Below are 24,351 nucleotides of genomic sequence, written 5' to 3' on the forward strand. Positions count from 1 at the left end.
TTTTATTATGTACCCAGATTTTTAACTTCTTCTGTTCAAGATAAACAATAGCATTTCCCCATTGTTTAGCCAAAGCCGTCGCAAAATACCACGCCTGCATCATCTTTACATAATAATCGTCATTCTCTATTCTTGCTACTTTTTCCAAATATTTGTCGTTAAATTCCTTATCCAAAAAATATTGCATCAATACGCCTATCGCAAAACGCACGGTATATACACGTTCACTCTTCAACCACAAATCTACTTTCCTTAAAGTTTCTTCTCTGTTATTTTTCAATACATCCGGCGACAAAACATCACAAACCGCCCAATTATCAACAAAAGGCAAAAATCGATCCAACTCTCTAATACATAACTTCAAATTCCGTATTTCAGATATCATTATCCCATGTATTAAATTTTCCTCTTGATAAAACCACACGCTGGGGCGAAACTGCTTAACGAGCAAGAGCGCGTTGCGCTGCGTATGGTAGAGCAAAATCGAGACGCTATCGTGCACCTTTACGCAGTCCCACGCGCGCGCTACGCCGTCCATTTCAAAGCTCAAGCGAAAGGGTTTAACGAAATTTGAGCTTTTAAGCTCGGAAATTTTAAAATTTTTTATAGTAGTATCCACGTCGCAAGTCCTAAAAAGCTAAAAAATCCCACGATGTCCGTAACCGTGGTAAGCAGCACGGAGCTACCGACGGCGGGATCGATATTTAATTTTTTAAGCGTGATCGGAATGACGGCACCAAAAAGCCCCGCAAGAGTCAAATTTAGCACCATCGACATCGCAATCACTAGCCCCAAAAGCTTAATGCCGAACCAAAAATACGCCACAAACCCCATCAGCGTAGCAAAAATGAGGCCGTTTATGAAAGCGATCGTGATCTCGCGAAAGAGAACCTGCTTTTTGTCTTTAAATGCTATCTCGCCCAGGGCTAGGCGGCGCACGGTTACCGTAAGCGCCTGCGTGCCGGTGTTACCGCCCATGGAGGCGACTATCGGCATAAGCACGGCGAGTGCTACCAACTTTTCGATAGTGGCGTCAAAAAGCCCGATGATCGTGGAGCTTACGATCGCCGTGCATAAATTTACCGCTAGCCACACAGCGCGCGCGCGACCTGCTTTAAAGATCGTAGTCTCATCGTCCTCCGCTTCGTCATCGACGCCCGCGAGGTTGTAAATTTGCTCGGTGGCGCGCTCTTGGATGAGATCGTGGATATCATCGGCGGTGATACGCCCGATGAGTATGCCGTTAGCATCGACTACAGGGATGACGTTAAGGTCGAATTCCTCAAAGTCCTTGATTACGTCGTCGATCTTATCGGTATCGGTGGCGAAGTGGATTTTATTTTCGGCGCCGAATTTTTGTGAAATTTGCTCCAGCGTGAGCGAAAAATCATATAAAATCAGATCGGACGTCGAAAAGGTAGTAAGCAGATGCCCCTTTTTATCAAGCACGAAGAGCTGAAAGACGTTTTCGATCTCGTCCTTTTCGCGCATAACGCGCAGCATCTCGACCGCCTGCCCCAGGGTCTGATCCTGCCTCGCGCTAAAGACCTCGGTCTGCATATACGCGCCCGCCTCGTCTTCGCTATATTTGGAGATCGTAAGAATATCGTGGCGATCGTCCTCATCAAGCCCATAGAAAATCTGCTCGGCCTTGTCCTCGTCGATTTCGCCGATGTTTTGCAAAAGCTCTGCCTGATCGTCGCTTTCAAGCTCCTCAATCGCTTTTACGATCTTTTCGTGAGGCAGAGTTTCGATGACGTCTTCGAGCATATGCTCGGGCATCTCAAGCGCAGCATCGGCAAGATCCTCAGGATCTAGCTTTTTTAAGAATTCTACGTATTTTTCTTCGTCGTGCTTCTTTAGAGTTTTTAAATGCTCCGTAAGATCGGCGGCACTCAGCTCATGTTCAAGCGTATCATCCAGGTGCGCATCAAGAAGCGCTTTGGCTTCCTCGACGTCGTCCAGCTGTTCTTTATTTTCCATTTTCAGCCTTAATTTATAGTGATAAGCGACTCGTAGTTTTCAAATTTAGCCGGGTTTTTCGAGCCGTCTTTAGCTGCAGCCATTCTAGCGTCCATATCTTTGACGAGAGCTTTAAATTTAAGCTCCTCAGCGCTTATAACATTAGTTTTTTCAATCTTGACTACCTTAAGCGGATCTATCGCCTGCTTATTTTTATAAAGTCCGAAGTGCAGATGCGGTCCCGAACTAAGCCCGGTCGAGCCCACATAAGCGATTAGCTGACCTTGCTTGACGCTAACGCCTGCTTTTGTGCCACTAGCAAAGCCGCTAAGATGCGCATAAAGCGTGCTGATACCGCCGCCGTGGTTGATCTCTACGGTGTTACCGTAGCCGTTTTTACGCCCTACGAAGCTAATCTTGCCCGCTCCTGCTGCATTTACCCTAGTGCCTTTGGGAGCTGCATAATCCACGCCCAAATGCGCACGATATCGCTTTAAAATCGGATGAAATCTTTTAGGGGTAAAATAGGATGAAATTCTAGTATAAACAAGCGGCGTGATAAGTAGAAAAGATTCGACCTTTTTACCGCTTCGGTCGTAGTATTTATCATCGAAAAAATATAGCGATTTGGGCTTTTTATTTTCCTCGATCATTCCTGCGGTGATATTTACTCCGCCAAAAGGCTTGCCAAGGCGCGTTTTTTGCTCATACAGGATCACGAGCCGATCGCCCTTTTGCAGCTTTTTAAAATTTACCTCATTTTTAAAAACAAGCATAAACTCATTCGCTAAAGCTGCATTGCCCGTAGCTTTGATGATGTCTTGATAGGGCGAGCTTTCGATCTGAATTCCTAAAGAGTAGCTGTTTTCCTCATAAACTATCGGAGTATAAACGAATCTAAAAGTGCCGAATTTATCGCGGTAGATGTGGATCTGAAGCTCCTCACTGACGGGGATTAGCAGCTGGGAGACGCGACCTGCGGGATCACGCAAAATTTGACACTCCACGCCAGCTCGTACCTCGGCGGCAAGCTCCTGATCCTCTTTATCCAGGTCATAATATACAGACGCGGGAATGCCCGCAGTTTCCATAAATTGCAGCAGACTCACGCCATCGGGCCAGGCAAACTTCTCTACGCTGGGGTTGTTCGCAAAAACTACGCCTATCCACAGAAAAAGCAATATAAAAATTCTAGTCATATAAAACCGCTTTGAAATATTATTTTAAGGCGGGATTGTAACGAAAAAACGCTTATATTTCGTAAATACCGCGGAATTTTATCGCTAATTTCAAAGTTTTATGTATAATTAGCCGAAATTTTATTCAGGAGCAGAATTTTGAAAAAAGCTTTACTTATTTTAGGCCTATTTTTAAGTGCGGCGATAGGGGCGGAATTTAACATGCCGCGATACGAAACCGCCCTACTTAGCGTAGCGGATGGTTCGGGCGAGATCACAGATAGCCCTACGATTGCCGTAGGTAGCAGCGGAGTTGTGATGCATAATTTCGGTAGCGGCGCAAGCTCCATCATCGCGCGCGCAGTCGTGACGCAAAAAAGCGCAGGCAAGGCAAAGGTGCGATTTGAGGTCTTTGATATGTTAGCTCAAGAGGCGCTGCCACTGCCTAAAATTTTACCCTCAAGCGGCGATAAAGTGATCTTAAATTTCCTCTATGACCGCGCCATAATCGTCGCGCCTAACGCTGAAATTTACGAGCAGGTTATCAAGGCTTTTCCGAATATAAATTTTATCCACCCAGATCTTGGCGGCGCCTATCTTAGCTATAACCACAAGCCAAATCCTAGCCGCGACGATTTTCGTAAAATTTGCGCGCAAAACAGCGCTGGACTGATTTTTATAGCGATGGATAAACAAGGCGTATTTGCCGACTGCGGCAGCTTCAAGCCTTTACGCACGTTCGCTAGCGGCAGCGTAGCTTATTATCAGCTGCCATTTTACTCACGCGTGGGCGAGATAAAGACCGTCATTTGGGATTTTACTAATGGCCCGATCAGCGATTACGACAAGCACTACCGCTATTTGCTGGGCTTAGACGGCGATGAATAGCGCCGCGCAAGCGTTTTTTACAAATCTATTAGGCGCGGATAATGCCTATTTTGACGAGGCTCATCGCACAGCATACTGCTACGACGCGACGAAAAGACGCTGCCTGCCGGACGGCGTGCTTTTCCCGCGAAGTGAGGACGATGTCAGTCAAATTTTAAAATTCTGCAACGGAAATTTAATCCCCATAGTTCCAAGAGGCGCAGGTAGCGGTTTTACGGGTGGATCTTTAGCCGCAAACGGCGGAGTGATTTTGGCATTTGAAAAACATATGAATAAAATTCTAGAAATCGACATGCAAAATCTACTCGCCGTAGTCCAACCCGGCTGCATAAATATCGATCTGCAAAAAGCAGCCGCAGCGCGCGGGCTTTTTTATCCGCCCGATCCCGCAAGCCAGGATTATTCCACGCTAGGAGGCAATGTCGCCGAAAACTCCGGCGGTATGCGCGCCGCAAAATACGGCATCACCAAAGACTACGTAATGGCACTGCGTGCGGTACTGCCTAATGGAGAGGTGATCCGAGCGGGCAAACGCACTATAAAAGATGTCGCAGGCTTCAATGTGGTAGGAATTTTAATCGCAAGCGAAGGCGCGCTTGCCGTCATCACCGAAATCACGCTCAAACTAATCCCGATGCCAAAGCTTAAAAAGACCGCGATGGGCGTTTTTCCTAGCGTAGATGCAGCAATGAATGCCGTGTATAAGACAATGGCAGCCGGTATCACGCCCGTGGCGATGGAATTTTTAGACGCGCTGTGCATAGCCGCGGTCGAGGAGAAATTTCATAAGGGCTTGCCGAAGGGTGCGGGCGCGATTTTGATCTGCGAAACGGACGGCAATTTAGAAGCAGTGCTTTTGGAGGAGCTCGCACTCATAAAAGAAATTTTCGTTCAAAACGGCGCGAGCGACTTTCGCATCGCAGAAAGCGAAGAGGAGCGTGCGGGCATTTGGTTTGCGAGACGCAACTGCTCGCAGGCGATCAATATCTACGGCACGCTTAAGCTAAATGAGGACATCACCGTCCCGCGCTCGCAGCTGCCCGAGCTACTGCGCCGTATCGCGCGCATCGGCGATAAATACGGCGTGCGCGTGCCCTGCTTCGGGCACACGGGCGATGGCAACGTCCACACCAACGTCATGGTCGCCGACAAAAAAGATGAAGCTCAGGTGCGACGCGGACATGACGCAATCACCGAAATTTTCAAAGCTGCAGTTGATCTTGGCGGTACGCTCAGCGGCGAGCACGGCATCGGACTAAGTAAGGCGGAATTTATGCCACTAGCTTTTAGTGCAGCGGAGATGGAGCTATTTCGCGCGATCAAAAGGGCGTTCGATCCAAAAGGTATCTTAAATCCCGGAAAAATGGGGCTTTAAATTAGGATCGTCATCCAACTTCTACGATGATTTGAAATCGATTTATCCCACTTATCTCATCTAAAATTTTACTTTCCTACAATATGCCTACTTAAAATTTATCTTGCTTGCAATTTAGCTTATTTACAGGCTACTTCGAGTTAGTTTTAAGCTTGATCTACCCATTTACAGATCGATTTTGCTTGCTTTGCGATGAATAATTTTACTTGTTTATTGATAGATTCTATACAATTGTGAATTGATTTTATTTACTTCGCAGATTGATTACCTCATGCGATCTTCTTCGGATATTTTTGCCATATCAGCTGTGATTGCATAGCTACTCGCTAGTTTGCGCAATTTTTTCTCTTTCAGGGATGCACTAAGATTATGGATTAAATCCCTATATCGCGATGGATAAGTCTATGACAAGTCAAAATTCTGTCAATAAAATCCACAGCATAGATTAAATTCTAAACTTCCAAAATACTGAAATTTTAAAATCACTATCCATCGCCATTACTTCAATATGCGGAATCTCAGCAATAAAATTTAAAGACAAAATTTCACGAAATTTCATAAAATCCCATAAAGCTCCGCAAAATTTCTACGCTAATTTCGATCTCGCCGTATTATCATCTAGCTAGCCCTGCCATCTATTTAGTAGCATTAGCCTCGCTTGCATTTATTTTATTCATCGCGGCTACTACATTGCAGCTAAACTCCGCTCCCAGTTTGCAAGCCTTGTCGTAGTAGATCATCGCCTTATCCAGGTCTGGCTCGCCAAATTCCTTCTTTGAATACGCTAGCCCAACCCTTTGGCATCCCTCTGCCAAAGCAGCATCGCAAGATTTGAGGAAAAACTTAAGAGCGCCCTGATAATCTTTCTCTTCGTAGCTAGCAACCGCGGCGTTCAAGCAGCCCTCGCCTAGTCCCAAATCGCATGATTTGGCAAAAAATGCGAACGTATTTTTCTTATCAGCATTTTTATAAGAGATTATCGCGGCGTTGTAGCAAGCTTTGGCGGCTCCCAGCTCGCACGCTTTGGAATAAAACCGCGCGGACTTGCCCTTATCTTTCGTAGTTTTATATAAATTTTGCTCGTCGTAATATAAATCTCCCGCGATAGCACAGCTATTTTCTAGCCCTGCTTCACAAGCTTTTTCAAACGGCTTTTTTGCTGCCTCATAATCGCGCTCCTCAAGCAAATATGCTCCATAGTCTTCGCACGAATTAGCCCTACCGATGCCGCATCCGACAAACGAGATCGCCTGCGGGAAAAATATCTGCGCGAGCAAGTAGACTGCTACGATTAGTGCGGTAATCGACGCTAAAATTTTCATTTTTGCTCCTTTTAAATTTTAAAAATAATTATAGCAAAAAGCGAGGGGTAAAATTTTAATTTTTGATAATAGCTGTGAAATTTGCGGCGAAATTCCTGCAAAATTTATATCAAAATCCCAAGCAAAATTTTAAATAAAATTTTAAACGGAGCTTTGAGCTGAATTTCAAAAAGACAAATTAAAATTTTACTTGCAAGATTATTTTTATGGCTGGCTATCCCACTTTTTTACTCGCACGTCTATATGACTGCCCACGGCTATAGTATTTATAATAAAGCATTTAATCCTGAGGTATGAAACACCTACGGACTCTACAATAGTAATTTATCAGGGCGATAATCTAGTGTGTAAAATATTTTGTCGCATACCAAGCCCATGGTGAGCATCTTGCCGCGCCATAGAAAATTTTTGAAAATTTCACATTGCTGCTTAGAAATTTTAAAAAATTTTACGCCGCCAGCCTTTAAATTTTATCTTAGAAATCGGCTTGCCTATGCCAAAATCGCAAGCGTAATGCGTCTTTAGGCGTTTTGGCTCCAATACCCAGGCTTCTTAGATCTACACCACTTAGATATATGAGCCTTAAAATAATCAAGGCCGCGCAGTATCTGTATAGCGTACGTAAATTTCATATGTGTATGCTGCACCCACACATCATCCATGAGTACTATATTTGCCGCGATTCCGCGCGCTGTATGCCAAAAAAGCATATCGACCGCGAGCAATAAATTCCCGCTTTTCGCCGCTTACACGATCCATGAAATTTTATCCTCTCAGTCTTTAAATTTACGCTTCTTTGGAGCCAAATTCTATCACAGCCCCTTCCTCGCCGAACCACATCACGGAGTTCTTCATATCGCAAAACCTCGCCTCATCCGCCATCAGCTCCGCTAACACCGCTCGCGCTACCTCGCTGTTTCGTGCGTCCGCAAACGCCTGCACGCTTTCATACCATATCTCGCCCATTGCATCGCAGTTAAACGCCGCCGTCTCGCGTCTGGTGCTTTGTCCCTCGGGGAAAACGGGCATGGTTTTCGAATAGCGGACAATATTTAGCGCCTTTTGATTAGCTAAAACCTTTTGCGAATGCGCCGCCCAGTGTGCCAAAAACTCCTGCTGCGTGATATTCGGCGCCCTTTTTACTAACATCGTGATCTTAAACATAACCGCTCCCTAAAATGAAATTTATCGCAAAATTTACACCCTATTCTATGATGCATCCGCGTTTTTGCAATTTTGCTTAGTGTTCTTTGCGTCTAAATAGACCTTGAAAAAACTTAAATAGCAGCCGTGCGCGCAAACACAAATCGCCAAAAATGCATAAACCTCGCCGTTTACAACTTAAATCGCTGTCAATCTCACTTAGTTTAACTACCTAAAGCGCCATTTACGGATGCTCCGAAATAAATTCTAGAGACTCTTTGCGGGCAAAGCAAAATTTCGCCAAGCTTTGGCGGACGATGAAATTTTACCGACTTTTGACGCGCATAAATTCCGTCCGTTTAGGCGGGCAAGATAAAATTTTGCGAGCATTAAGTGGTCGGCAAAGCAGACGAGCGGCAGTTTTATCTTTCACCGCTACGCGCAAATTGCGTTGCTGCGCATGCGCCTAGCCCTTGCTCGACAAAAACCTCTGCAAAATTATCGTCGCGGCGATACTATCAAAGCGCGGATCCTTGCCGCCCCCCTTAGCGCCTTTGCTCGCAAACTCTGCCGCTTCGGCGCTCGAAAAGCTCTCGTCTTGAAATTTTATCTCGCCGTCAAAATCCAGCAGCGAGGCGAAGTGGCGTATGCGCCTACTCATCTCCTCCTCGCTCGCCCCGCCGCGCGGCACGCCAAGCACCAGCATGCTGGCGCCCTTTTCGCGCAGCAGTTCGCTTAGCTCGCGCGCGGCTTGGGTGCGATTTTTGCGCAGGATCGGCTCGCACGGAAGCGGCGTCTTATCATCCGGTGCCGCCGCCACGCCGATACGTTTGAGACCAAGATCAATCGCAACTATCAAAATTTATCCTTTGCTAACATCAAATTTTGTGGAATTCCGCCATTAAAATTCTATCGCCGAAATTCCGCGATCGGAATTTCATAGCTAAATTTTATCGCAGAATTTAGCTGCGGATTTATGAAATTTTATACGAAATTGACATAAATTTCACTCGCTCGCGGCGCTTGCGAGCTATTAAATTTAGCGTGCCGCGAGCTTCAAATTCCAAAATTTCGATCGCCGTGCCCGGCTCGGTGTATCCGCACTGCGTCCACGCGAACCGCACGTAAGCGACACACAAAAGCACGACGAGCATAAATCCTGCCGTGCAGGTGCCGGACGTGCAACCAACCCACTCCACGTAAAACCAAAATTTTAAAGCGGGTTCGCATTCACGCGACGGAGCAGACACAGCCCCTCTGCGCTTTATAGCTCGTAAAATTTTGCCGCCACGCTCAAAATTTTTCCTTGCGGCAAATTCAGCCTACTACGTTTATGCTGAAATCCACAGCCAAATTTACCCACAAAAATTTAGCACGATGGGCAAACAAACATTTAAACGCTATTTCAGAAAATTTCATGCATTTTAACGCTTAAATTCCGCACCGCAAAGTCTTTATAGATCGCGAGAAGCATTCACAAACCGATCATTACCGCAAGCGGAGGCAAGCGGCGCTGCATAAAAACAAGCCGCGCGGGTTTGTTTTAAGCTCGAGCGTGACTGCGGAAAGTAAAATTTTACCGAGCCGCCTTTTTTCTAAATTTAAACTCCGACTGCGCAGACTTGGCGCCGTGCAAACAAGCCGTGCTAGAGGGCGGTGCGCAAGTCATAGCGAGCAAACGCCGCTCATCAGCTATTTTGCCACTATCTTTGCGCCTAAAATTTCGATCCTGCCTTCAAGCTCGTATTCGTAAATTTTATCGCCGAAGCGCTCGATCGCCGCTTGCAGATCGGAATTTAGCGCTAAAAATTCCATCACCTCATCCTGCGCGCGCTCAGTGTTTTGCGGCGTCTGCGGAGCTAAAGACGCGACAAAATCGCCAAAGTCCGCGATCAGCCGCGCCTGAGATTTTGCGAGCAGATCGTTCGTGCCCGCGCTCTCGTCCATGCGGTGCGGCAGCACGTAGACGGGTACGCCCATCTCGCGGGCCAGGCGCGCGCTTTGCAGCGAGCCGCTGCGGGGCTCGGCTTGAGCGACGACCAGCGCTTCGGACAGCGCCACGACGATGCGGTTGCGCTGCAAAAACTGAAACCCGCGCGCGCTCACGCCGTCCTCATACTCGCTAAGCGCGAGGCTACGCTCGTAAATTTTGCCGATCATAGCGGCGTTTTGCGCGGGATAAATTTGATCAAGGCCGTTGCCAAAAACCGCAATCGTGTTTGGAAACGCCCCTTCGTGCGCGACTATGTCGCAGCCGATCGCCGCGCCGCTTACGACGCAAAAGTCCGCATCGCTCAAAGCGCGCGCAAGCCGCAAGATCAAATTTTTGCTATAAACGCTCATTTTGCGCGAGCCCACGATCGAAATGCGGCGCTTTTGTAACATCGCCGGCTCGCCCCTAAAATACAGCTGCGCAGGCTCGCTCGCACCGAGCCTTGCTAGGCTTGGAATTTTAAAACCGAGCTCACTCGTAGTACTCATAAATTTCGTCCAAATACACTAAATCGACCTCGCCTAGGATATCGGCGCTGTTTGCGAGTGCGCGCAGAGTGGAGCTTTTGGGATGGCCGATAGCGATGGCGTAACCCTGCTTTTTAGCAAGCGCGACGGCTTCGCGCAGCTTTTTACGCACCGCGGCGACGCTGTTTTGATTATCTAAAAACACATCGCGATGCACGTATCGCATACCAAGCCCATTCATCGCCGCCTTGGCCTTGGTAGCGGGGCTCGTGCGCGAGTCGATAAATAAAAATCCATGCTCGTTCATCGCGCGCAGCAGATTTTGCATCGCGCGCTCGTCGGCGGTAAATTTAGAACCGGTATGGTTGTTTATAAATTTAGCGTTCGGAAAGTCCGTGCGCAGCTTCGCTATGACGCCGTTTAGCTTCTCGTAATTATCCGAAGCTCGCAGCGTCGCGGAGTTGTTTTTGGCAGAGCTCGCCTCCATCGGCAGGTGGATCGCGTAATGCTCAAAGCCGCGAGCGAGCGAGCGCGTGTCCTTGCGCTGATACTCGGGCGGGAAGATGGACGGCGTCACGCGCACGGGCAGAGCGGCGATCTTTTGCGCCTGCTCGTCGGTGCCTACGTCGTCGATGATGATCGCTAGCTTTGCGCGAGAGCCTGCGGGCAAAGCCTTACGCGGCGATTTAGAAAGATCGTCCGCGCCGCTAGAAGCAGGACTTTGCGCGGTAGAATTTATGGAATTTTCTAAAGCGGAATTTGCCGCGGTAAAATTTACGTCCGATCCGTCGCTCGCCGAATTTACGGCAGCGGAATTTGAGGAAGCCATAGAATTTGCGGAATTTTGCGAATCGCCGTTTGCAGAATTTTGCCTCGCTAAATTTTGTCTTGCGGAATTTTGCGAGGCAGGCTCTACGGGAAGCTTCGGCGCGGTTACATTTTGCTCGGCGATCTTATCAAGCTCCTTTTGAATCAATGCTTCCTTCTGTGCAGCGCTTAAACGAGGCTTTTTACCGCGAGAATCGGAAGGGCTTTCGGAGGCTTGTTTGCGCGAGCTTTGCTGCAACGCGGCTTTGTTGCCCGCAAATACGAGATCCAAAACCGCGTAGGTAACCGCGCCGCTTAAAAAGCATAAGATTACGACAAAGGCGATCGTTGCGTAGTTGATCGGGCGCTTTTTGCGGCGCCCGCGTGGATTTGTATTAGCCAAAGCTCAGCCGAAATCAGTTTTTATCTTTGTTTATGAGCTTGCCTTTGGCGATCCACGGCATCATCGCGCGAAGCTTATCGCCGGTTTTGGTAAGCAAGCTGTTTGCCGTGATATTGCGCTCGGCGTTCATTCGCACGTAGCCAGCTTTGCGCTCGAGGATGAAGTCTTTTGCAAATTTGCCGTTTTGGATCTCCTTTAGCACCTCTTTCATCGCAGCTTTGCTGCTTTCGTTTACGACGCGGTTACCGCTTACGTAATCGCCGTATTCTGCGGTGTTTGAGATCGAGTAGCGCATATCAGCCATGCCGCCTTGATAGATGAGATCCACGATCAGCTTCATCTCGTGCTGGCACTCAAAATATGCCATCTCGGGCTCATATCCCGCCTCGACGAGGGTCTCAAAGCCCGCGTTGATGAGCGCGCAAAGTCCGCCGCAAAGCACAGCCTGTTCGCCGAAAAGATCGGTCTCGGTCTCTGCTTTGAAGGTCGTTTCGATGATGCCGGTGCGGCCGCCGCCGATCGCACTTGCGTAACTTAAAGCAAGCTCTTTGGCTCTGCCGCTTTCATTTTGCGAAACGGCGATCAGCATCGGCACGCCGCCGCCACTTACAAACTCGTTGCGAACGGTGTGACCCGGGGCCTTCGGAGCGATCATAATGCAATCGATGCCCTTTGGAGGGACGATCTGTCCGAAGTGGATATTAAAGCCGTGCGCGAACGCAATCGCGTTGCCCTCGCTTAAGCTCGGCTCGATCTCCGCTTTGAAAATATCGCTCTGAAACTCATCGGGCGTTAGGATCATCACAAGATCCGCAGCCTTCGTAGCCTCGCCGACGCTCATTACCTTAAAGCCCTTCGCCTCAGCCTTGCTCCAGCTCGCGCCCCCTTTTTTCAGACCCACGATGACCTCTACGCCGCTATCGCGCAAATTTTCGGCGTGAGCGTGCCCCTGCGAGCCGAAGCCGATCATAGCGACCTTTTTAGCCTTAATCAAACCTAAATCGCAATCTTTGTCGTAAAAAACATTTATTGCCATAACGCATCCTTTTTTTAAAAATTTAGGCGAGATTGTAGCTAAAATTTGCTTTTATGCAGATAAACCGCGCGCCGCAAGGGCGAATAAAGAAATTTTGAGCTATCATTGAGGCATAATTTAGCTTTAAAAGGAGCGAAAATGAAAGTGGGATTTATCGGCGGCGGAAATATGGGCGAGGCGATGATCGCCGCACTTTGCAAAGCCGGCGGGCGAGATTGCGCGGCGGGCGGAGAAAATTTTACAGAGGATAAAGAAAATTCCGCGCACGACGGGCGGAATTTTATGCCCGATGCTCAAAATTTTACCGCTTGCGAGCGGAATTCCGAGCCCGATATGCAAAATTCCGCTAGCGACGGGCATGATTCCTCTTGCGTGCTGTCCGGCTCCGATACGAAGCTTCAAGTCCTAGCTTATGCCAGAAGCAAAAACGAAGCCTTGCGCAGACGCTACGGCGTGCAAATTTTAGAGGGCGAGACGCAGCTGGCGCACGCAGCGGATATGATCGTGCTCGCGACCAAGCCCGCTAGCTACGAAGGGATTTTGCACCTGATCGCACCGGAGCTCGCGGGCAAAATCCTGCTTCTTTTAGCGCCGAATTTCAAGCTGGAGTGCGCCCAAAATATCGTGGGTGCGGACGTTTTCGTGGCCCGTGCGATGCCAAACGTCGCCGCGGGTATCGGCGCGTCGGCTACGGCGCTGTGCTACGGCGAGTATTTTGATGAGGCCAGTCGGGAGATCGTACGAGCGTTAGCCGCCAAAATCGGCAAATTTTACGAGATAGATGAGGCTGGCTTCGCCGCATTTACGGGGATCGCAGGGAGTCTGCCTGCGTATGTGTGCGCCTTTATCGAGGCTGCGGCGGATGCGGGCGTGCGGGGCGGACTGCCACGGGCGCTGTGCTACGACGCGGTAGCGGCGGCGGTAGAGGGCACGGCGCGTCTGCTGCAAAGCGGCAGGCGCCCATCGGAGCTCAAAGACGCGGTCTGCTCGCCTGCGGGCACGACGATAGAGGGGCTGGCGGCGCTGGAGGCGGCGGGGTTTCGCGCAGCGGTAATGGCGGCGATCGAGGCGTGCATCGTCAAAGCTCGCAGTTAGTCTCGTCGCACCTCGTCGGTTTCGGATTTCAAACACAGCGCATTTGCTGGCGCGCTAGTATCGAAATTCTGTGCGGGCACTCTAGCTAAATTTTGTCTTATCTTTAAATCAAACGAGCTTGCCGCTCCTGCAGCGGCGGAATTTACGAGCCTTATGGCTAGCGAGCCGCCAAGCCTGCATTGCATTTAAAATTTTAAAATTTAGAGATTTTAGAAATTTTAGGTCAAAATTTTACGATTAAAATTTTAAATTTACAGGCTTATAAATTTAGTGCTCGCAGACAGAGCGAAATTTTGATTTTAGCGGCGCGAGCCTACGTCCAAAACCATTAAAATCAAAATTTAGTGCAGCATAGGTAGATGCGCCCGCGACTGCGAACTTGAGAGACAAAAACGTAAAAGCGGAACGCAAGCGCTAAATAGTGGGTCTTGCGCCGAAGTCTTATTAGGACACAAACGCAAGCTGCAAAATTTCATCGCTCGCGTGAATAGAAAACCAAACAAGCCGCGCCGAAGCGTATTTTACTACCAAAGCAAGCTGCAAATCAAAACACATTCCGCCGCCCGAGCAAGCTTTAAATTTAAACCGCGTTTCGCCGCTGAGCCGCAAACCAAACCCGTGCGCCAAATCCTGTCAATCTGCGCAATAAATTTGACTTTCATCCAGCCAAAACTTCGCACGCAAAACCGCGATAAGCAAGATCAGATAAATTCCTTCTCTAAAGGCTGCATCGCGTTGCCGTCTGCGTCGAAAAGCACCCGCCCACAAACCTCGCAAACCTCATCTCTAGGAGAGGGCTCGTCCGCATCCAGCTGCCACGCGGACATCTCGCCGCACTCGCAGTTTATGACGTAAAGGATCTGCCTTTTGCGGCGCTTGCCCCACGGCGCGATATCCCAAAATAGCTCCTCGCGCTTACCTAGCTTTTTAAAATCTTTCTCGGCGTCCTTGTGCGCGACGAGCAGATAATAAGCGTCGCTATGAAGATCCAAAGTAAAGAGCCTAAAATCGCTCTTCTTCAGCGCCTTTTGAAACTCGTTCATCAAAAATAGGCTCGCATCGCCGCGCTCGAAACCCTCTTTTTTCGCTTCTTTTTCGAGCTTTACGTAAATTTTATCGCACTCTAGAGCCACGCCGCTTTGCAGCGCATCAAGCCTAGAGCTGATAAATTTGCCCACATCGCCCGTCTCGTCCTCGCCTGCCCAGTCAAGCATCCAAACAAGCCCTTTTCCGATAAGCACGTTCAAAAACTCGTTATCGTCTATCTCGCCTATTTTGTCAAAACCGCCCGTCTCGCCCGCCGTCAAATGCTTTAAAACGCAGCACTGATCTTTCGTCATTTTCGCTCCTTTTGATTAAATTTCCGCCTACGTGGGTCTGTTTAAATTTTACTCTCAAAAAGCTTTAAGCTTACTTTTCGCAAGTTTGGCACCGAAAGTCCGGGCTCGCGACGCACGAGCACAAAATAGGCGCGCGGGCGTGCGCAAAATACGCAAGCTATCGCAAAGGCCGAGCGCAAATTTAGCTCGCGGCGGCGGGTAAAATTTACGCTATAATTTCACAAAAGCGCTAAAATTCCAACCGAAAAGGACGCAAATGCAAACGGATCTGCAAGAAAAGATTAAGGAGCTGCAGCGCAAGATCGCGCGCGAAATCACCTATTTTCAGACGGGCGGCGTGAGGCCGCGAGGCGCGATCGATGAGTGCTGGATCGGCCGCGTGCTCGCCTGCGCGGCGGACGAGGAGCTGCCTGTGGATCAAAACGGCGCGCCAATGCTCCCTCTGGCGCAGTTTTACCTGCCCGCGCTACCCCACGTGCCACAGGTCTTGGACGGCGTCAAGCTGCTTACGGTCTTTATCTCGCAGGGTCTCATCGGCAAATCCCCTGAGCAGATGGACGGCCTGTGGAAGGTCCGCGAGTATAAAAACGAGGCTGAGCTCGTCATAAAGGAGCTTGCAAATCCGCGCTCGCAGATAAGACCCTTTCCTTTGCAGCCAAAATTTGCCGCGGACGACGTCGCGAGCTGGGACGGCGGCGGGCTGGAGCCTGACGTCGTGCATGAAATTTTAGAGCTTAAAAGGTCGGTCGGGCTCTATTATTCCGACGTCACGGCTGGGCTGGAGTATCACAACTGCACGAAATTCGGCGGCTATCCCTCCTTTTGCCAGTCAGGAGTGAGCTTCGGCGATGGTTTTCAGTTCGTTTTTCAGGTCTCTTCAGACGAAAAGGCGGGCTTTAACGTGATTGACGGCGGCAGCTTGATGTTTGCCAAAAACTCGCAAAGCGGCGCGTGGAGCCTGTATTATGATTTCGATTAGGCGCGCGAAGATAAATTTAGCTCGCCCGCAAAATTCCGCCGCTTTAAATAGATGCTCAGGCCGCATAAATTTACGATGAAATTTTATCGGCGCGCGGCCTTGAGCTCGCTCGGCGCGGATTAAATTTAGACGGCACCCGATCTAGGTTAAATTTAAGCCGCCAAGAAGCGAGCCAATAGTTGCAGACGCGCCGAATACAGCGAGCGGGCTGTGAAAAATTCGGCGCCGCAAAATTTTAAAATTTTATAGCCCGAGATTTCGGCTTCGAGCTTGGAATTTAAGGCGCGTTTGAAATTTTAACCCGTAAATTTAAAGGAGCGAAAATGAACGCAAACGAGCTTGCAAACATCTGGCGCAAGCCGATCTACCTGCCATATCTGCAAGAACCGCTCACGCCCGAGGCGCTGAGGGCCGCGGAAGAGGAGCTAGGGCACGCCCTACCGCGCGAGCTAGTTATGATGCTAAGCGTACAAAACGGCGGCTACCTGCGCTACGAGCTAGAGGGCTACCCGCTGGACGCCGTCAGCGGCATCGGTGAGGCGCATCCGTCGCTTACGCGCTTTAGCTGGGGCGAGGAGCGCGAGTGCGTGAGCTTCGAGCTTGACGGACTGGTACCCTTCAGCGGCGACAGGCATTGGTATCTGTGCCTGGACTATCGCGCCAGCGAACAGCCTGCGGTCGCCTACATCGACGTCGAATGCGATGAGCAAAGCATCATCACGCAGGATTTTGCTTCGTTTTTGGCGCTTTTGCGGCTCGACACGGGCGGCAAGATCGCGCTGCAAACGGGGCTCGATCTAGACGGCACGAAGGCGCGGCTGGAGGAAATTTTGGGCGTGCGAGCTAAAGCCACCGATCCGCAGCTTTACGGCTTTAGCGTGTATAATTTCGCTCGCGAGGGCGGCGTGCTGAGCCTTAGCCCGAACGAGGTTCGACTCGGATTTGCCAGGCGGGGCGAGCGGCGGTTTAAAGAGCTTAAAAACTTCAGCGAGCCCGCCCTGCGCTATGCTGAGCTGGACGCCGGCGCGATGATACTGGATGTTTTCAAAGAGGAGCTAATGGATGAAATTTTGCGCGAGCTAAATGATGCTGGCTTGTGCGCACAGAGCCTAAAAGACGTGGTCGGCGCGTAAGCCTTCGCGATTGGGAGTGTAGCTTTGTGACGGCTGCGGCGCACGCTCGTGCAACCAGCAATGCGGGCTTGCGAGCGCAAATTTAGCTCGCCGCGACGGGTAAAATTTCGCTATAATTTTGCCAATTTAACAAAGGAGAAAAGGGTGAGCGTAGAATTCCGCGTCAAAAACAAAAAGCGACCGCTATTTATGGGGTATTCGGATGCCATGAGCGTTAGCAAGGCATTGGATCTGCTGCCCGATCTATCGGTATTTGGCATAGACGAGAGCGCCGAGGACTTTGACGAGAGGGCGTTTTTAAAATCACCTTTGAGCGAGTATGAGTGTTTGATTTTGGGCGTGCGGGGCAAGAGCGGGCGCGGGATAGAGCTAAGATATGACGAGGAGCAGCAAAGCTACGCCGTGCGCGTAAATACGCCCGCGACGGTCTTTGATTGGGTTTTGGCGATCTCGTATCTACAGGCGCTATCTAAGCAGCTAGGAAGCGAGATCGCGGATGAAGATGGCGAAATTTACACTCACGACAGGATAGAGCAATTCGACTACGAGCGCGATATAGCGGCTGGGCTACATTCGATAGATCAACACTTAAGCGGCGATACGGAGGTAAATTTTTGCTACGGGGTGCAGAGGCCTTTTGCGATAAACCGCGCGATGATGGATGAAATTTTAGCCTCATACAACCCCGCCGCCGAGTTTAGCAAGCGGCTAACCGAGGTGCAGTACCTCGACGCTTACAGCGCGCACCAGAGGTTTTACCGAAATGGGGATGACGGCACGATAATGGGCTCATACGCGCTCACGCAGGACCTGCCCACTATCCTACCCTACAAGCCGTTTGTGGAGTGGCAAAACGCGGAGATGCTGAAAAATAGCGACGTCGCGCGCTGGCAGATCGCGCTCATAGGCATAGAGGGCGACGAAAACGACGCAGGTAACTACCATGCAATCGCCGAGCTGGAATACGGCGAGTTTATCGCGCGGCTGCCGAAGCAAAACTACCGATTTATCGATGCGAGCTATATTTTGATTGACGGGCTAAACGTCAATCAGCTAAAGGCACTGGCGGGCTAAATTTTACTTGCGGTGAAATTCTACAGAATTTTATCGAGGATTGACGCCGCAAAATTTAAAGACACGGAATTCGCGGTAAATCTCGCGACGCGCGAAATTCTAAAAGACAGAATTTTATCGCGATGCAAATTTAAGAATTCCATCACGATAAAATTCCGTCGCGGTGAAATTTAGAAAGGTTAAAATGAAAAGGACCTACTACGATCTAAAAATTTACGATAACGGCATGATGCGAGGTGTGCTGCAAGAGGACATCGAGGCGCTGCCGTTTTTCGACTACTGGCAAAAGATGAGTCTTGGCTCGACGCAGGGCATATACATTGACGAAAGCGGCAAAGAGCATAGGCTCGTCTATCTGCACGACTGGGAGAAATTTTGTAGATTATTCGCTCGCGAACAGGAGCTACTTAAGCGCGCTCCGGTCGGTAGCGAAAATGAGCGATCCGAGCCGTAACACATCTCGGTCGGCAGCGGAGAATAACGGCGACCAGCTGCAACGCAAGTAAATTTTAGTCGATAAATAGCGTCGCGCATTAATCAGCCAAAATCGCCGCCCCGCTTAAATCCGAGTTCAAATTTAACTCGTCTATGATAGATAAAAGCTCTGAAATTTCATTTTTGATCCCAGCGGCGTCCTCTAAGCTCGGCGGCGGCGAAAAGAGCGTCGTCTCAAATTTGTTTTTCGCTCCGTTTAAAAATAGATAAAATTTATCGTCCATAAACGCCGCGCTCACCCCCATCTCTCCAGCAAATCTTATCTTTAACTCTCTCAAACGCTCCATAAATGCGGGCGTCAAAAGATACCTCGCCCCTACTTTGTCATCCGTAAAAACCCTAAATTCATCGTTAAAAAGAGTATCGTCCATCTGTTCTTTTTCGCCTATAAATTTAGTATTTAACGTGCGACTCGCGACTATCGTTTGCCCGCTAAATTTCTTGTAGAGCTCGCAGACCAAGACCGAGCCGCTGAACGCCTGCATATCCTTCATGGCCTCCCATGCAAAAATTATCGCGGATAGCAAATTTAACGCCGCTGAGTCGCCGATTTCCAGCGTCGCGCCGTTTGGGATATCGATCGCTTCGCTGAGGCTAAATTTGATGCCGTTATAAATGCCTCCGATTTGATCTTCGGCGCGAAACTCATCGGGCGAATAGATGCCGATTTTGCGAAATTCTTTACGGCTGATGCCGGCAAATGGATCGTAGTTAAAATTTGGATCTATCCCGCGGATGGCGGCGCGGACGAAAACGTCTTTATAAAACGCTTTGTAATCCCCCAGCTCGCTGGTCACTCGGCTAGCGTTAGCCATTAGTGCGGCTTGAAAAAACGGAATATAGATAATGATGAAAAATAGCGGTGCAAGGCGATTTTCAAAAAGATGCCATACGGCAAATCCGCCGCCCACGGGCAGCACTATTATAAATAAAATTCCCAAAAACAGATACTTTGCAAATGCTAGCCGGCACTCTTTTTGCTTTTTTGCGGTTGCCTCTATTGCTTCGTTTATGTTCAAATTTTGCCTTTTTCTAAATTTGCGTGGCGGATTTTGCGCTCGGAACGAATTTTAGCAAAATTTATGCCGCAAAGATACGGCGGGCGTGAGTAAATTTTATTCGGTGGATTTGTAAATCTATGAAATTTGCGTCGCGGCGGCGATCTATTCGGACGTGCGCTGATTTAGCCACGCTCTCAGATTATCCGCACCCTCTTTTAGCACCCCAAATCCTGCCGCGGCAATACAGACAAAATTAATTAGCGAACCCCTCCCGCTGACGTTTAAAATCCCAAAGCCCACAATCCACAGCGCTGCGCCGAAGCCAAGCGTGCACACGGCGGTCGCGATCCCCAGCTTGCGGCGCAAGGGGCTTGGTTTGCGCGCTACCTGAACTCTCGTAACTACGTAGCTGCCCGTATATCCTCCGCGGATGAAATACGCGCGCGCAGGCTCGCCCTCCTCTACGGGGATATCGTTAAACTCGCCGCGCAGTTTCACGCCGTCTATCTCGAAAAATATCCAAATTTTGCTATTTCCTCTTGCAGTGTGGACGCGGAGATTTCGAACCTCGCCCGTGATCTCATATTCCAATTTGCCTCCTCAAACAGCTTCGCGCTTTGCTTCCGCGCTAAATTCCGCGCTGCATGTACGGGCTATCTGTGCCTTGCCGAATTTCGCACGTCGCAAAATCGCGGCGAAATTCCACGCACTATAAAAGCTCACAAATCCGCCGCGGTAGTATCGCGGAAGCCGCCGCAAAATTAATACCATGCGACAAGCAGTGCAAAACAAACAGCGTACGGCGAACAAGAAATCTCGCGACAGACGGTGCACGGCGAGCAATACAAAAGAGGCGGCGTGCACGGCAGGCAGTGCAAATCGGCAAATGTGCGCCGGGCTACCAAGCGCCTACTTCTTTAAAATTTGCTCTTTCATAAATTCGTAGAGCTGGCAGGATTTTTTATTGCCCGCGTCGCAGCCCTTTTTGACCCATCCAAGCCCCTTGGAAAATCCGCGCAGATCCCCCTTGCTCACATACAAATAGCCTAAATTATTGCAGGCATCGCCGAAGCCCAGCTCGCAGGATTTGGTGTAAAGCTTCTCCGCCTTGTCGCGATCCTGCGGCGCGCCGAGGCCCTTATCATACGCAACGCCAGCGTTATAGCAGCTGTCCGCTAGCCCGCCGTCACAGCCTCGCTCGAAAAAGCTCACCGCCTTTGCCGGATCCGCCGCAAGCCCGAAACCGCCCGTGAAATAGACCACGCCCGCATTGTGGCAACTCTTGGCATAGCCCAAATCGCAGGCCTTAACGTAACGCTGCGCGGCGGCAACGAAGTCCCTGCTTAGGCGCCCTCGCTGATACAGGTTGCCTAGCTTGTGGCAGGCCACGGCGACGTTTTTATCGCACGCTGCGGCATAAAATACGCCCGCTTGCGTCGCATTGCCCTCGCCGTCGTATAGAGCTCCCAGATCAAAGCAGCTATCTTTCTCGCCCGCCTCGCAAGCCTTAGCAAGAGCGAGCCTGGCGCCGTAGTAATCTCCGCGGGAGAGCTTGTCGCGCCCTAGCTGCGCGCAGCTTATGCCATCGCCGCGGTAGCACTTAAACGACAAAACGGGTGACGGCAAAAAAAGCACCATAACCAAGATGCAAACGGCAATTGAAAGCGCCGCTATGTCGATGATCTTTCTCATATCTATCCTTTTTGCGGCGATGCGCCCCGGGGCTTAAGGAGTACTCTTTTGCAGGCAAATCCCGCCAAGGAGAATTTTACGAATTAAATTTCGTCGCATGAAATCTAATCTGCACAAAAATTTTAGTGTCTCAAGCCTTGTTTTAAAATTTTACTTAAAACTTCCACGCCGTAAAATTTTAGAATTTCTAAATTCTGCAAGCGGTAAATTTGCAGCCGAATTTTAAATTTTACGAACGGCGCAGTAGCAATACCGCAAAAACCGCCCGTAAAATTCTAAAATTGAAATTTTACGAGCCGTAAATTTAGAACTAGCTTTAAAATTTCATAGCTATAAATTTTAAGTAAAATTTCGCTTTGTATTTAAATCATAAATTTCGTTCATGAGATTTAGGCTATCGGCGCGAATGTAGCCTGTGCGGCTACATTTTTTCTTTCGCGCTTAGACCCATCAGAGCAAACGCCGTGCGGATACTAAGCGCCACGAGCGCGAACAGCTTGAGTTTCGCGTCCTCGTTCTCGCTGCCTACGACGCGGTTTTCGTTATAGTATTTGTGAAAGTCCGCCGCGAGCGCCTTTAGGAAATCGGGCAGCTTCTGCAAGCCGCGCGAATTAAATGCGTCGTTTAAAATTTCATTCAAGCCAAGCGCCGCAAAAGCTAGGCCGAGCCCCGCTTCATCTAGCGTGCCGAAGTCCGCGTCCAAGACGTCCGCCTCACGTTTGCCCGCTTTGGTAAAAATTTGATTGACCCGCGCGTGGGCGTAGTTGATGTAAAAGATCGGATTGCTACTATCCTCGCGCGCGAGCTCGTCCACGTCGAACTCAAGCGGCGTCTCGCCCTTTTTGCTGATAAAGATAAATCGCATCGCGTCCCTACCGATCGCGGCGAGCACGTCGCTCATCAAAATCGCGTTGCCCGCGCGCTTGCTCATCTTGTAGGTCTGCCCGTCTTTGAGCAAATTTACCATCTGCATTAGGATGATCTCGAGCCTGCTTTCGTCGTAGCCCAGAAAATGCACGGCAGCCTTTAGACGCGCGATGTAGCCGTGATGATCGGCACCCCAGATGTTGATGCAGCGCTCGTAACCGCGCTCAAATTTGTTGTTGTGATAGACGATGTCGCCCGCAAGATAGGTCGGGCGCGCATCCTCGCGGATGACGACGCGATCCTTTTCGTCGCCGAGCTGCGATGAGCGGATCCAAATTTTGTCGTCCGCCTCATACATCTTGCCGCTGCGCTCAAGCTTCTTAATCGTAGGCTCAAGCTCGCCGTAGAGGCTCTTTTCGCTAGCCCAGTTTTGGATATGGATGCCCGCGTCTGCGAGATCTTTTTGGATGATCTTTAGCACTTCGTCCTTAGCAAACTCCGCAAGGATCAAAACGCGCGATTCGTCGCGGAAAATTTCATCGCCAAATTGGGCGCGCGCAAGAGGGATGATCTCGTCGATATACTCGCCGCGATAGTATTTCTCGGGATAGTTCACGTCCTCGCCCGCAAGCTCGCGCGCACGAAGCGCGATCGAAGTACCCAAAAGCTCGATCTGATTGCCCGCGTCGTTGATATAATACTCGGTATCGACGCGGTACCCCAGATAGCGCCCGATGCGAGCGAATGTATCACCGTAAACGGCGCCGCGCACGTGCCCGATATGAAGCGGGCCTGTAGGATTAGCGCTAATGTATTCAAGCAGAATTTTTTGCGGCATAGCGGTGGAATTCCGCGACTCATCGCAGTTTGACGCTACGACAGAATTTGACGCCTCCTCGGAATTCTGCGAAATAAAATTTTGCCTAGCGGCGGAATTCTGCGATTTGGCGGTGTCGTTGCCTCTCGCAGCTAGATTTGCAGCGTAACCTTTGCTAGCAGGCTCACTCGCGCAAATCCTTTCCGAAGCCGATAAAATTCCGCCTCCGAGCTCGGCGTCGTTTTTCGCAAAATCGCCGCCCAAGCTAAGAGCATTTTTAGCAAGAGCGCCCAACACGGCAGGCTTTAGGTGAAAATTTAGATAGCCGTTCACCGCCGTAGCACTTAGAATTTCGCTATCTTTAAATTTAGCTGCAAGCTCCTCGGCGATAAGCTTTGGCGCCTTTCGCAGCTCCTTAGCCAGCGCGAAAGCCTCGGGCGAGGCGTAATGGGCCAAACTTTTATCTTTGGGTTTTTCTAAAACGACTTTGCGAGATAAAATTTTAAAAATTTCATTTAAGACTAAATTTTTCAAATCCTTTACGCCTTTTTAGTATCGCTGATTTCGGCGTCTTTAACCTCTTGCTCCATCTTTTTCTCGACCTTTTCAGGCGTGTCGTCTTCCATCTCTTTTTTGAAGGTCTTTATGCCCTTACCCACGCCCTTTGCGAGCTCGGGGATCTTTTTGGCTCCGAAAAGTAACACGATAATCGCTAAGATAATTAGCAGTTGTTGAACGCTTACGCCCATTTTTTCTCCTTTAAATTTTCCAAATTTCGATTAGCTTGCCTATGTCGCGGCTCGCCGTTTCTAGTTTGATAGTTTTGTAGATTGATCTTAAATTTTCATACGCCGCTTCCAGGCGGTCGTTTATTATGAAATAATCATACTCGCCTAGGCGCTCCATCTCCTCTTGCGCGTTTTGCAGGCGCAAAGCAATATCGGCGGGATCATTATCGCCACGAGCACGCAACCTATCCCTAAGCTCCGACAAGCTCGGCGTAGTAATAAATACGCTAGTAAGCTCGCTTTTAGGCACTTTGCTACGCACGATCTCATATCCTTGCACATCGATGTCAAAAATCACGATCTTACCCCGCTCAAGCTCGCTCGTAGCGGCTTTTAGCGAAGTACCGTAAAATTTGCCGTGCACGTTCGCCCACTCCAAAAAGTCGCCGCGATCGATGCCTGCGCGAAACTCGCTCTCGTTTATGAAATGGTAATTCACGCCGTCCGCTTCGCCCACACGCATTTCGCGCGTCGTAGAGGAGATCGAGAAGTATAT

The 24,351-nt window shown here is 49.6% G+C and carries 27 protein-coding genes; 8 read left to right on the forward strand and 19 right to left on the reverse strand.

The window, feature by feature from the left end; all coding sequences use genetic code 11:
* The 3 genes from Q0277_RS03380 to Q0277_RS03390 all read right to left on the reverse strand — a co-directional run.
* The coding region (locus Q0277_RS03380; RefSeq protein WP_297995598.1) for a DNA alkylation repair protein at positions 1-619 on the reverse strand (619 nt) is incomplete at its 3' end.
* Complete coding sequence (mgtE, locus tag Q0277_RS03385) at positions 604-1,983, reverse strand: magnesium transporter (RefSeq protein WP_297995599.1); 1,380 nt, start codon at positions 1,981-1,983, stop codon at positions 604-606. The genes Q0277_RS03380 and mgtE, both read right to left, overlap by 16 nt.
* An 8-nt stretch (positions 1,984-1,991) precedes the next feature.
* Positions 1,992-3,161 carry a peptidoglycan DD-metalloendopeptidase family protein gene (locus Q0277_RS03390; RefSeq protein WP_005871954.1) on the reverse strand — a complete coding sequence of 390 codons (1,170 nt, stop codon included), beginning with the start codon at positions 3,159-3,161 and terminating at the stop codon, positions 1,992-1,994.
* A gap of 138 nt (positions 3,162-3,299) precedes the next feature.
* Here Q0277_RS03390 and Q0277_RS03395 point away from each other — a divergent pair, with 138 nt between their 5' ends.
* The gene (locus tag Q0277_RS03395; RefSeq protein WP_297995600.1) at positions 3,300-4,028 is read left to right on the forward strand and encodes a plasminogen-binding N-terminal domain-containing protein; all 729 of its coding nucleotides are present in this window, start codon (positions 3,300-3,302) and stop codon (positions 4,026-4,028) included.
* A complete protein-coding gene (locus Q0277_RS03400; RefSeq protein WP_297995601.1) occupies positions 4,021-5,403 on the forward strand; it encodes an FAD-linked oxidase C-terminal domain-containing protein in 1,383 nt (460 codons plus the stop codon). The genes Q0277_RS03395 and Q0277_RS03400 overlap by 8 nt, the downstream gene beginning before the upstream one ends.
* A 635-nt stretch (positions 5,404-6,038) precedes the next feature.
* Here the strand turns inward: Q0277_RS03400 and Q0277_RS03405 are convergent.
* A complete protein-coding gene (locus Q0277_RS03405; protein WP_297995602.1) occupies positions 6,039-6,725 on the reverse strand; it encodes a tetratricopeptide repeat protein in 687 nt (228 codons plus the stop codon).
* A 530-nt stretch (positions 6,726-7,255) separates the two neighbouring features.
* Here Q0277_RS03405 and Q0277_RS03410 point away from each other — a divergent pair.
* The gene (locus Q0277_RS03410) at positions 7,256-7,453 is read left to right on the forward strand and encodes a hypothetical protein (protein ID WP_297995603.1); all 198 of its coding nucleotides are present in this window, start codon (positions 7,256-7,258) and stop codon (positions 7,451-7,453) included.
* Between the two features lie 58 nt (positions 7,454-7,511).
* Here the strand turns inward: Q0277_RS03410 and Q0277_RS03415 are convergent, their stop codons facing one another.
* The 6 genes from Q0277_RS03415 to ilvC form a co-directional block, all read right to left on the reverse strand.
* A complete protein-coding gene (locus Q0277_RS03415; RefSeq protein WP_297995604.1) occupies positions 7,512-7,889 on the reverse strand; it encodes an EthD domain-containing protein in 378 nt (125 codons plus the stop codon).
* A 445-nt stretch (positions 7,890-8,334) separates the two neighbouring features.
* Positions 8,335-8,727 (reverse strand): Holliday junction resolvase RuvX, encoded by a 393-nt coding sequence (gene ruvX, locus Q0277_RS03420; protein ID WP_297989822.1) that lies wholly within the window; start codon positions 8,725-8,727, stop codon positions 8,335-8,337.
* Between the two features lie 115 nt (positions 8,728-8,842).
* On the reverse strand, positions 8,843-9,118 hold the full coding sequence (locus Q0277_RS03425; RefSeq protein WP_297995605.1) for a hypothetical protein: 276 nt from the start codon (positions 9,116-9,118) through the stop codon (positions 8,843-8,845).
* A 442-nt stretch (positions 9,119-9,560) separates the two neighbouring features.
* On the reverse strand, positions 9,561-10,349 hold the full coding sequence (locus tag Q0277_RS03430) for a DNA-processing protein DprA (RefSeq protein ID WP_297995606.1): 789 nt from the start codon (positions 10,347-10,349) through the stop codon (positions 9,561-9,563).
* The gene (locus tag Q0277_RS03435; protein ID WP_297995608.1) at positions 10,333-11,538 is read right to left on the reverse strand and encodes a divergent polysaccharide deacetylase family protein; all 1,206 of its coding nucleotides are present in this window, start codon (positions 11,536-11,538) and stop codon (positions 10,333-10,335) included. The genes Q0277_RS03430 and Q0277_RS03435 overlap by 17 nt, the downstream gene beginning before the upstream one ends.
* Positions 11,539-11,551: 13 nt before the next feature.
* Positions 11,552-12,574 carry a ketol-acid reductoisomerase gene (gene ilvC / locus Q0277_RS03440; RefSeq protein WP_297995612.1) on the reverse strand — a complete coding sequence of 341 codons (1,023 nt, stop codon included), beginning with the start codon at positions 12,572-12,574 and terminating at the stop codon, positions 11,552-11,554.
* A gap of 138 nt (positions 12,575-12,712) precedes the next feature.
* On the opposite strand from ilvC, the gene proC reads away from it, so the two are divergent.
* Entirely contained in the window at positions 12,713-13,669 is a 957-nt protein-coding gene (proC, locus tag Q0277_RS03445; protein ID WP_297995614.1) for a pyrroline-5-carboxylate reductase, read from the forward strand.
* Here proC and Q0277_RS03450 read toward each other — a convergent pair.
* The 3 genes from Q0277_RS03450 to Q0277_RS03460 all read right to left on the reverse strand — a co-directional run bounded on the left by Q0277_RS03450 (position 13,666) and on the right by Q0277_RS03460 (position 15,009).
* The gene (locus Q0277_RS03450) at positions 13,666-13,854 is read right to left on the reverse strand and encodes a hypothetical protein (RefSeq protein ID WP_297963631.1); all 189 of its coding nucleotides are present in this window, start codon (positions 13,852-13,854) and stop codon (positions 13,666-13,668) included. The genes proC and Q0277_RS03450 overlap by 4 nt on opposite strands.
* A gap of 259 nt (positions 13,855-14,113) precedes the next feature.
* Positions 14,114-14,278, reverse strand: a complete 165-nt coding sequence (locus Q0277_RS03455) for a hypothetical protein (RefSeq protein ID WP_297995617.1) — start codon at positions 14,276-14,278, stop codon at positions 14,114-14,116.
* A 92-nt stretch (positions 14,279-14,370) separates the two neighbouring features.
* Positions 14,371-15,009, reverse strand: coding sequence for a hypothetical protein (locus Q0277_RS03460; protein ID WP_297995619.1), 639 nt, complete (start codon positions 15,007-15,009; stop codon positions 14,371-14,373).
* A gap of 256 nt (positions 15,010-15,265) precedes the next feature.
* Here Q0277_RS03460 and Q0277_RS03465 point away from each other — a divergent pair, with 256 nt between their 5' ends.
* The 4 genes from Q0277_RS03465 (at position 15,266) to Q0277_RS03480 (ending at position 18,649) form a co-directional block, all read left to right on the forward strand.
* A complete protein-coding gene (locus Q0277_RS03465; protein WP_297995622.1) occupies positions 15,266-15,988 on the forward strand; it encodes a DUF1963 domain-containing protein in 723 nt (240 codons plus the stop codon).
* A gap of 323 nt (positions 15,989-16,311) precedes the next feature.
* Complete coding sequence (locus Q0277_RS03470) at positions 16,312-17,121, forward strand: SMI1/KNR4 family protein (RefSeq protein WP_297995626.1); 810 nt, start codon at positions 16,312-16,314, stop codon at positions 17,119-17,121.
* 144 nt (positions 17,122-17,265) lie between these two features.
* Positions 17,266-18,195, forward strand: a complete 930-nt coding sequence (locus Q0277_RS03475; RefSeq protein WP_297995628.1) for a DUF4299 family protein — start codon at positions 17,266-17,268, stop codon at positions 18,193-18,195.
* Positions 18,196-18,379: 184 nt separating this feature from the next.
* A complete protein-coding gene (locus Q0277_RS03480; RefSeq protein WP_297995631.1) occupies positions 18,380-18,649 on the forward strand; it encodes a hypothetical protein in 270 nt (89 codons plus the stop codon).
* 79 nt (positions 18,650-18,728) lie between these two features.
* Here the strand turns inward: Q0277_RS03480 and Q0277_RS03485 are convergent, their stop codons facing one another.
* The 6 genes from Q0277_RS03485 to gmk form a co-directional block, all read right to left on the reverse strand.
* Positions 18,729-19,709, reverse strand: a complete 981-nt coding sequence (locus tag Q0277_RS03485) for a DUF3137 domain-containing protein (RefSeq protein WP_297995633.1) — start codon at positions 19,707-19,709, stop codon at positions 18,729-18,731.
* Between the two features lie 144 nt (positions 19,710-19,853).
* On the reverse strand, positions 19,854-20,282 hold the full coding sequence (locus Q0277_RS03490) for a hypothetical protein (protein ID WP_297995637.1): 429 nt from the start codon (positions 20,280-20,282) through the stop codon (positions 19,854-19,856).
* 318 nt (positions 20,283-20,600) lie between these two features.
* The gene (locus Q0277_RS03495) at positions 20,601-21,383 is read right to left on the reverse strand and encodes a tetratricopeptide repeat protein (protein WP_297995639.1); all 783 of its coding nucleotides are present in this window, start codon (positions 21,381-21,383) and stop codon (positions 20,601-20,603) included.
* A gap of 421 nt (positions 21,384-21,804) precedes the next feature.
* Positions 21,805-23,601 carry an arginine--tRNA ligase gene (gene argS / locus Q0277_RS03500; protein WP_297995641.1) on the reverse strand — a complete coding sequence of 599 codons (1,797 nt, stop codon included), beginning with the start codon at positions 23,599-23,601 and terminating at the stop codon, positions 21,805-21,807.
* 5 nt (positions 23,602-23,606) lie between these two features.
* Positions 23,607-23,816 (reverse strand): twin-arginine translocase TatA/TatE family subunit, encoded by a 210-nt coding sequence (locus Q0277_RS03505; RefSeq protein WP_297995644.1) that lies wholly within the window; start codon positions 23,814-23,816, stop codon positions 23,607-23,609.
* A 10-nt stretch (positions 23,817-23,826) separates the two neighbouring features.
* The coding region (gene gmk, locus Q0277_RS03510; RefSeq protein ID WP_297995646.1) for a guanylate kinase at positions 23,827-24,351 on the reverse strand (525 nt) is incomplete at its 5' end.

It is taken from the genome of uncultured Campylobacter sp. (assembly GCF_938030815.1).
Lineage (GTDB): Bacteria > Campylobacterota > Campylobacteria > Campylobacterales > Campylobacteraceae > Campylobacter_B.

What these genes read in the sequence shown, in the direction of transcription:
- mgtE (WP_297995599.1), bottom strand. Translation starts at nt 1,983, where the DNA reads ATGGAAAATAAAGAACAGCTGGACGACGTCGAGGAAGCCAAAGCGCTT.
- Q0277_RS03390 (WP_005871954.1), bottom strand. Translation starts at nt 3,161, where the DNA reads ATGACTAGAATTTTTATATTGCTTTTTCTGTGGATAGGCGTAGTTTTT.
- Q0277_RS03400 (WP_297995601.1), top strand. Translation starts at nt 4,021, where the DNA reads ATGAATAGCGCCGCGCAAGCGTTTTTTACAAATCTATTAGGCGCGGAT.
- Q0277_RS03405 (WP_297995602.1), bottom strand. Translation starts at nt 6,725, where the DNA reads ATGAAAATTTTAGCGTCGATTACCGCACTAATCGTAGCAGTCTACTTG.
- Q0277_RS03415 (WP_297995604.1), bottom strand. Translation starts at nt 7,889, where the DNA reads ATGTTTAAGATCACGATGTTAGTAAAAAGGGCGCCGAATATCACGCAG.
- Q0277_RS03430 (WP_297995606.1), bottom strand. Translation starts at nt 10,349, where the DNA reads ATGAGTACTACGAGTGAGCTCGGTTTTAAAATTCCAAGCCTAGCAAGG.
- ilvC (WP_297995612.1), bottom strand. Translation starts at nt 12,574, where the DNA reads ATGGCAATAAATGTTTTTTACGACAAAGATTGCGATTTAGGTTTGATT.
- proC (WP_297995614.1), top strand. Translation starts at nt 12,713, where the DNA reads ATGAAAGTGGGATTTATCGGCGGCGGAAATATGGGCGAGGCGATGATC.
- Q0277_RS03450 (WP_297963631.1), bottom strand. Translation starts at nt 13,854, where the DNA reads ATGCAATGCAGGCTTGGCGGCTCGCTAGCCATAAGGCTCGTAAATTCC.
- Q0277_RS03460 (WP_297995619.1), bottom strand. Translation starts at nt 15,009, where the DNA reads ATGACGAAAGATCAGTGCTGCGTTTTAAAGCATTTGACGGCGGGCGAG.
- Q0277_RS03465 (WP_297995622.1), top strand. Translation starts at nt 15,266, where the DNA reads ATGCAAACGGATCTGCAAGAAAAGATTAAGGAGCTGCAGCGCAAGATC.
- Q0277_RS03470 (WP_297995626.1), top strand. Translation starts at nt 16,312, where the DNA reads ATGAACGCAAACGAGCTTGCAAACATCTGGCGCAAGCCGATCTACCTG.
- Q0277_RS03480 (WP_297995631.1), top strand. Translation starts at nt 18,380, where the DNA reads ATGAAAAGGACCTACTACGATCTAAAAATTTACGATAACGGCATGATG.
- Q0277_RS03495 (WP_297995639.1), bottom strand. Translation starts at nt 21,383, where the DNA reads ATGAGAAAGATCATCGACATAGCGGCGCTTTCAATTGCCGTTTGCATC.
- Q0277_RS03505 (WP_297995644.1), bottom strand. Translation starts at nt 23,816, where the DNA reads ATGGGCGTAAGCGTTCAACAACTGCTAATTATCTTAGCGATTATCGTG.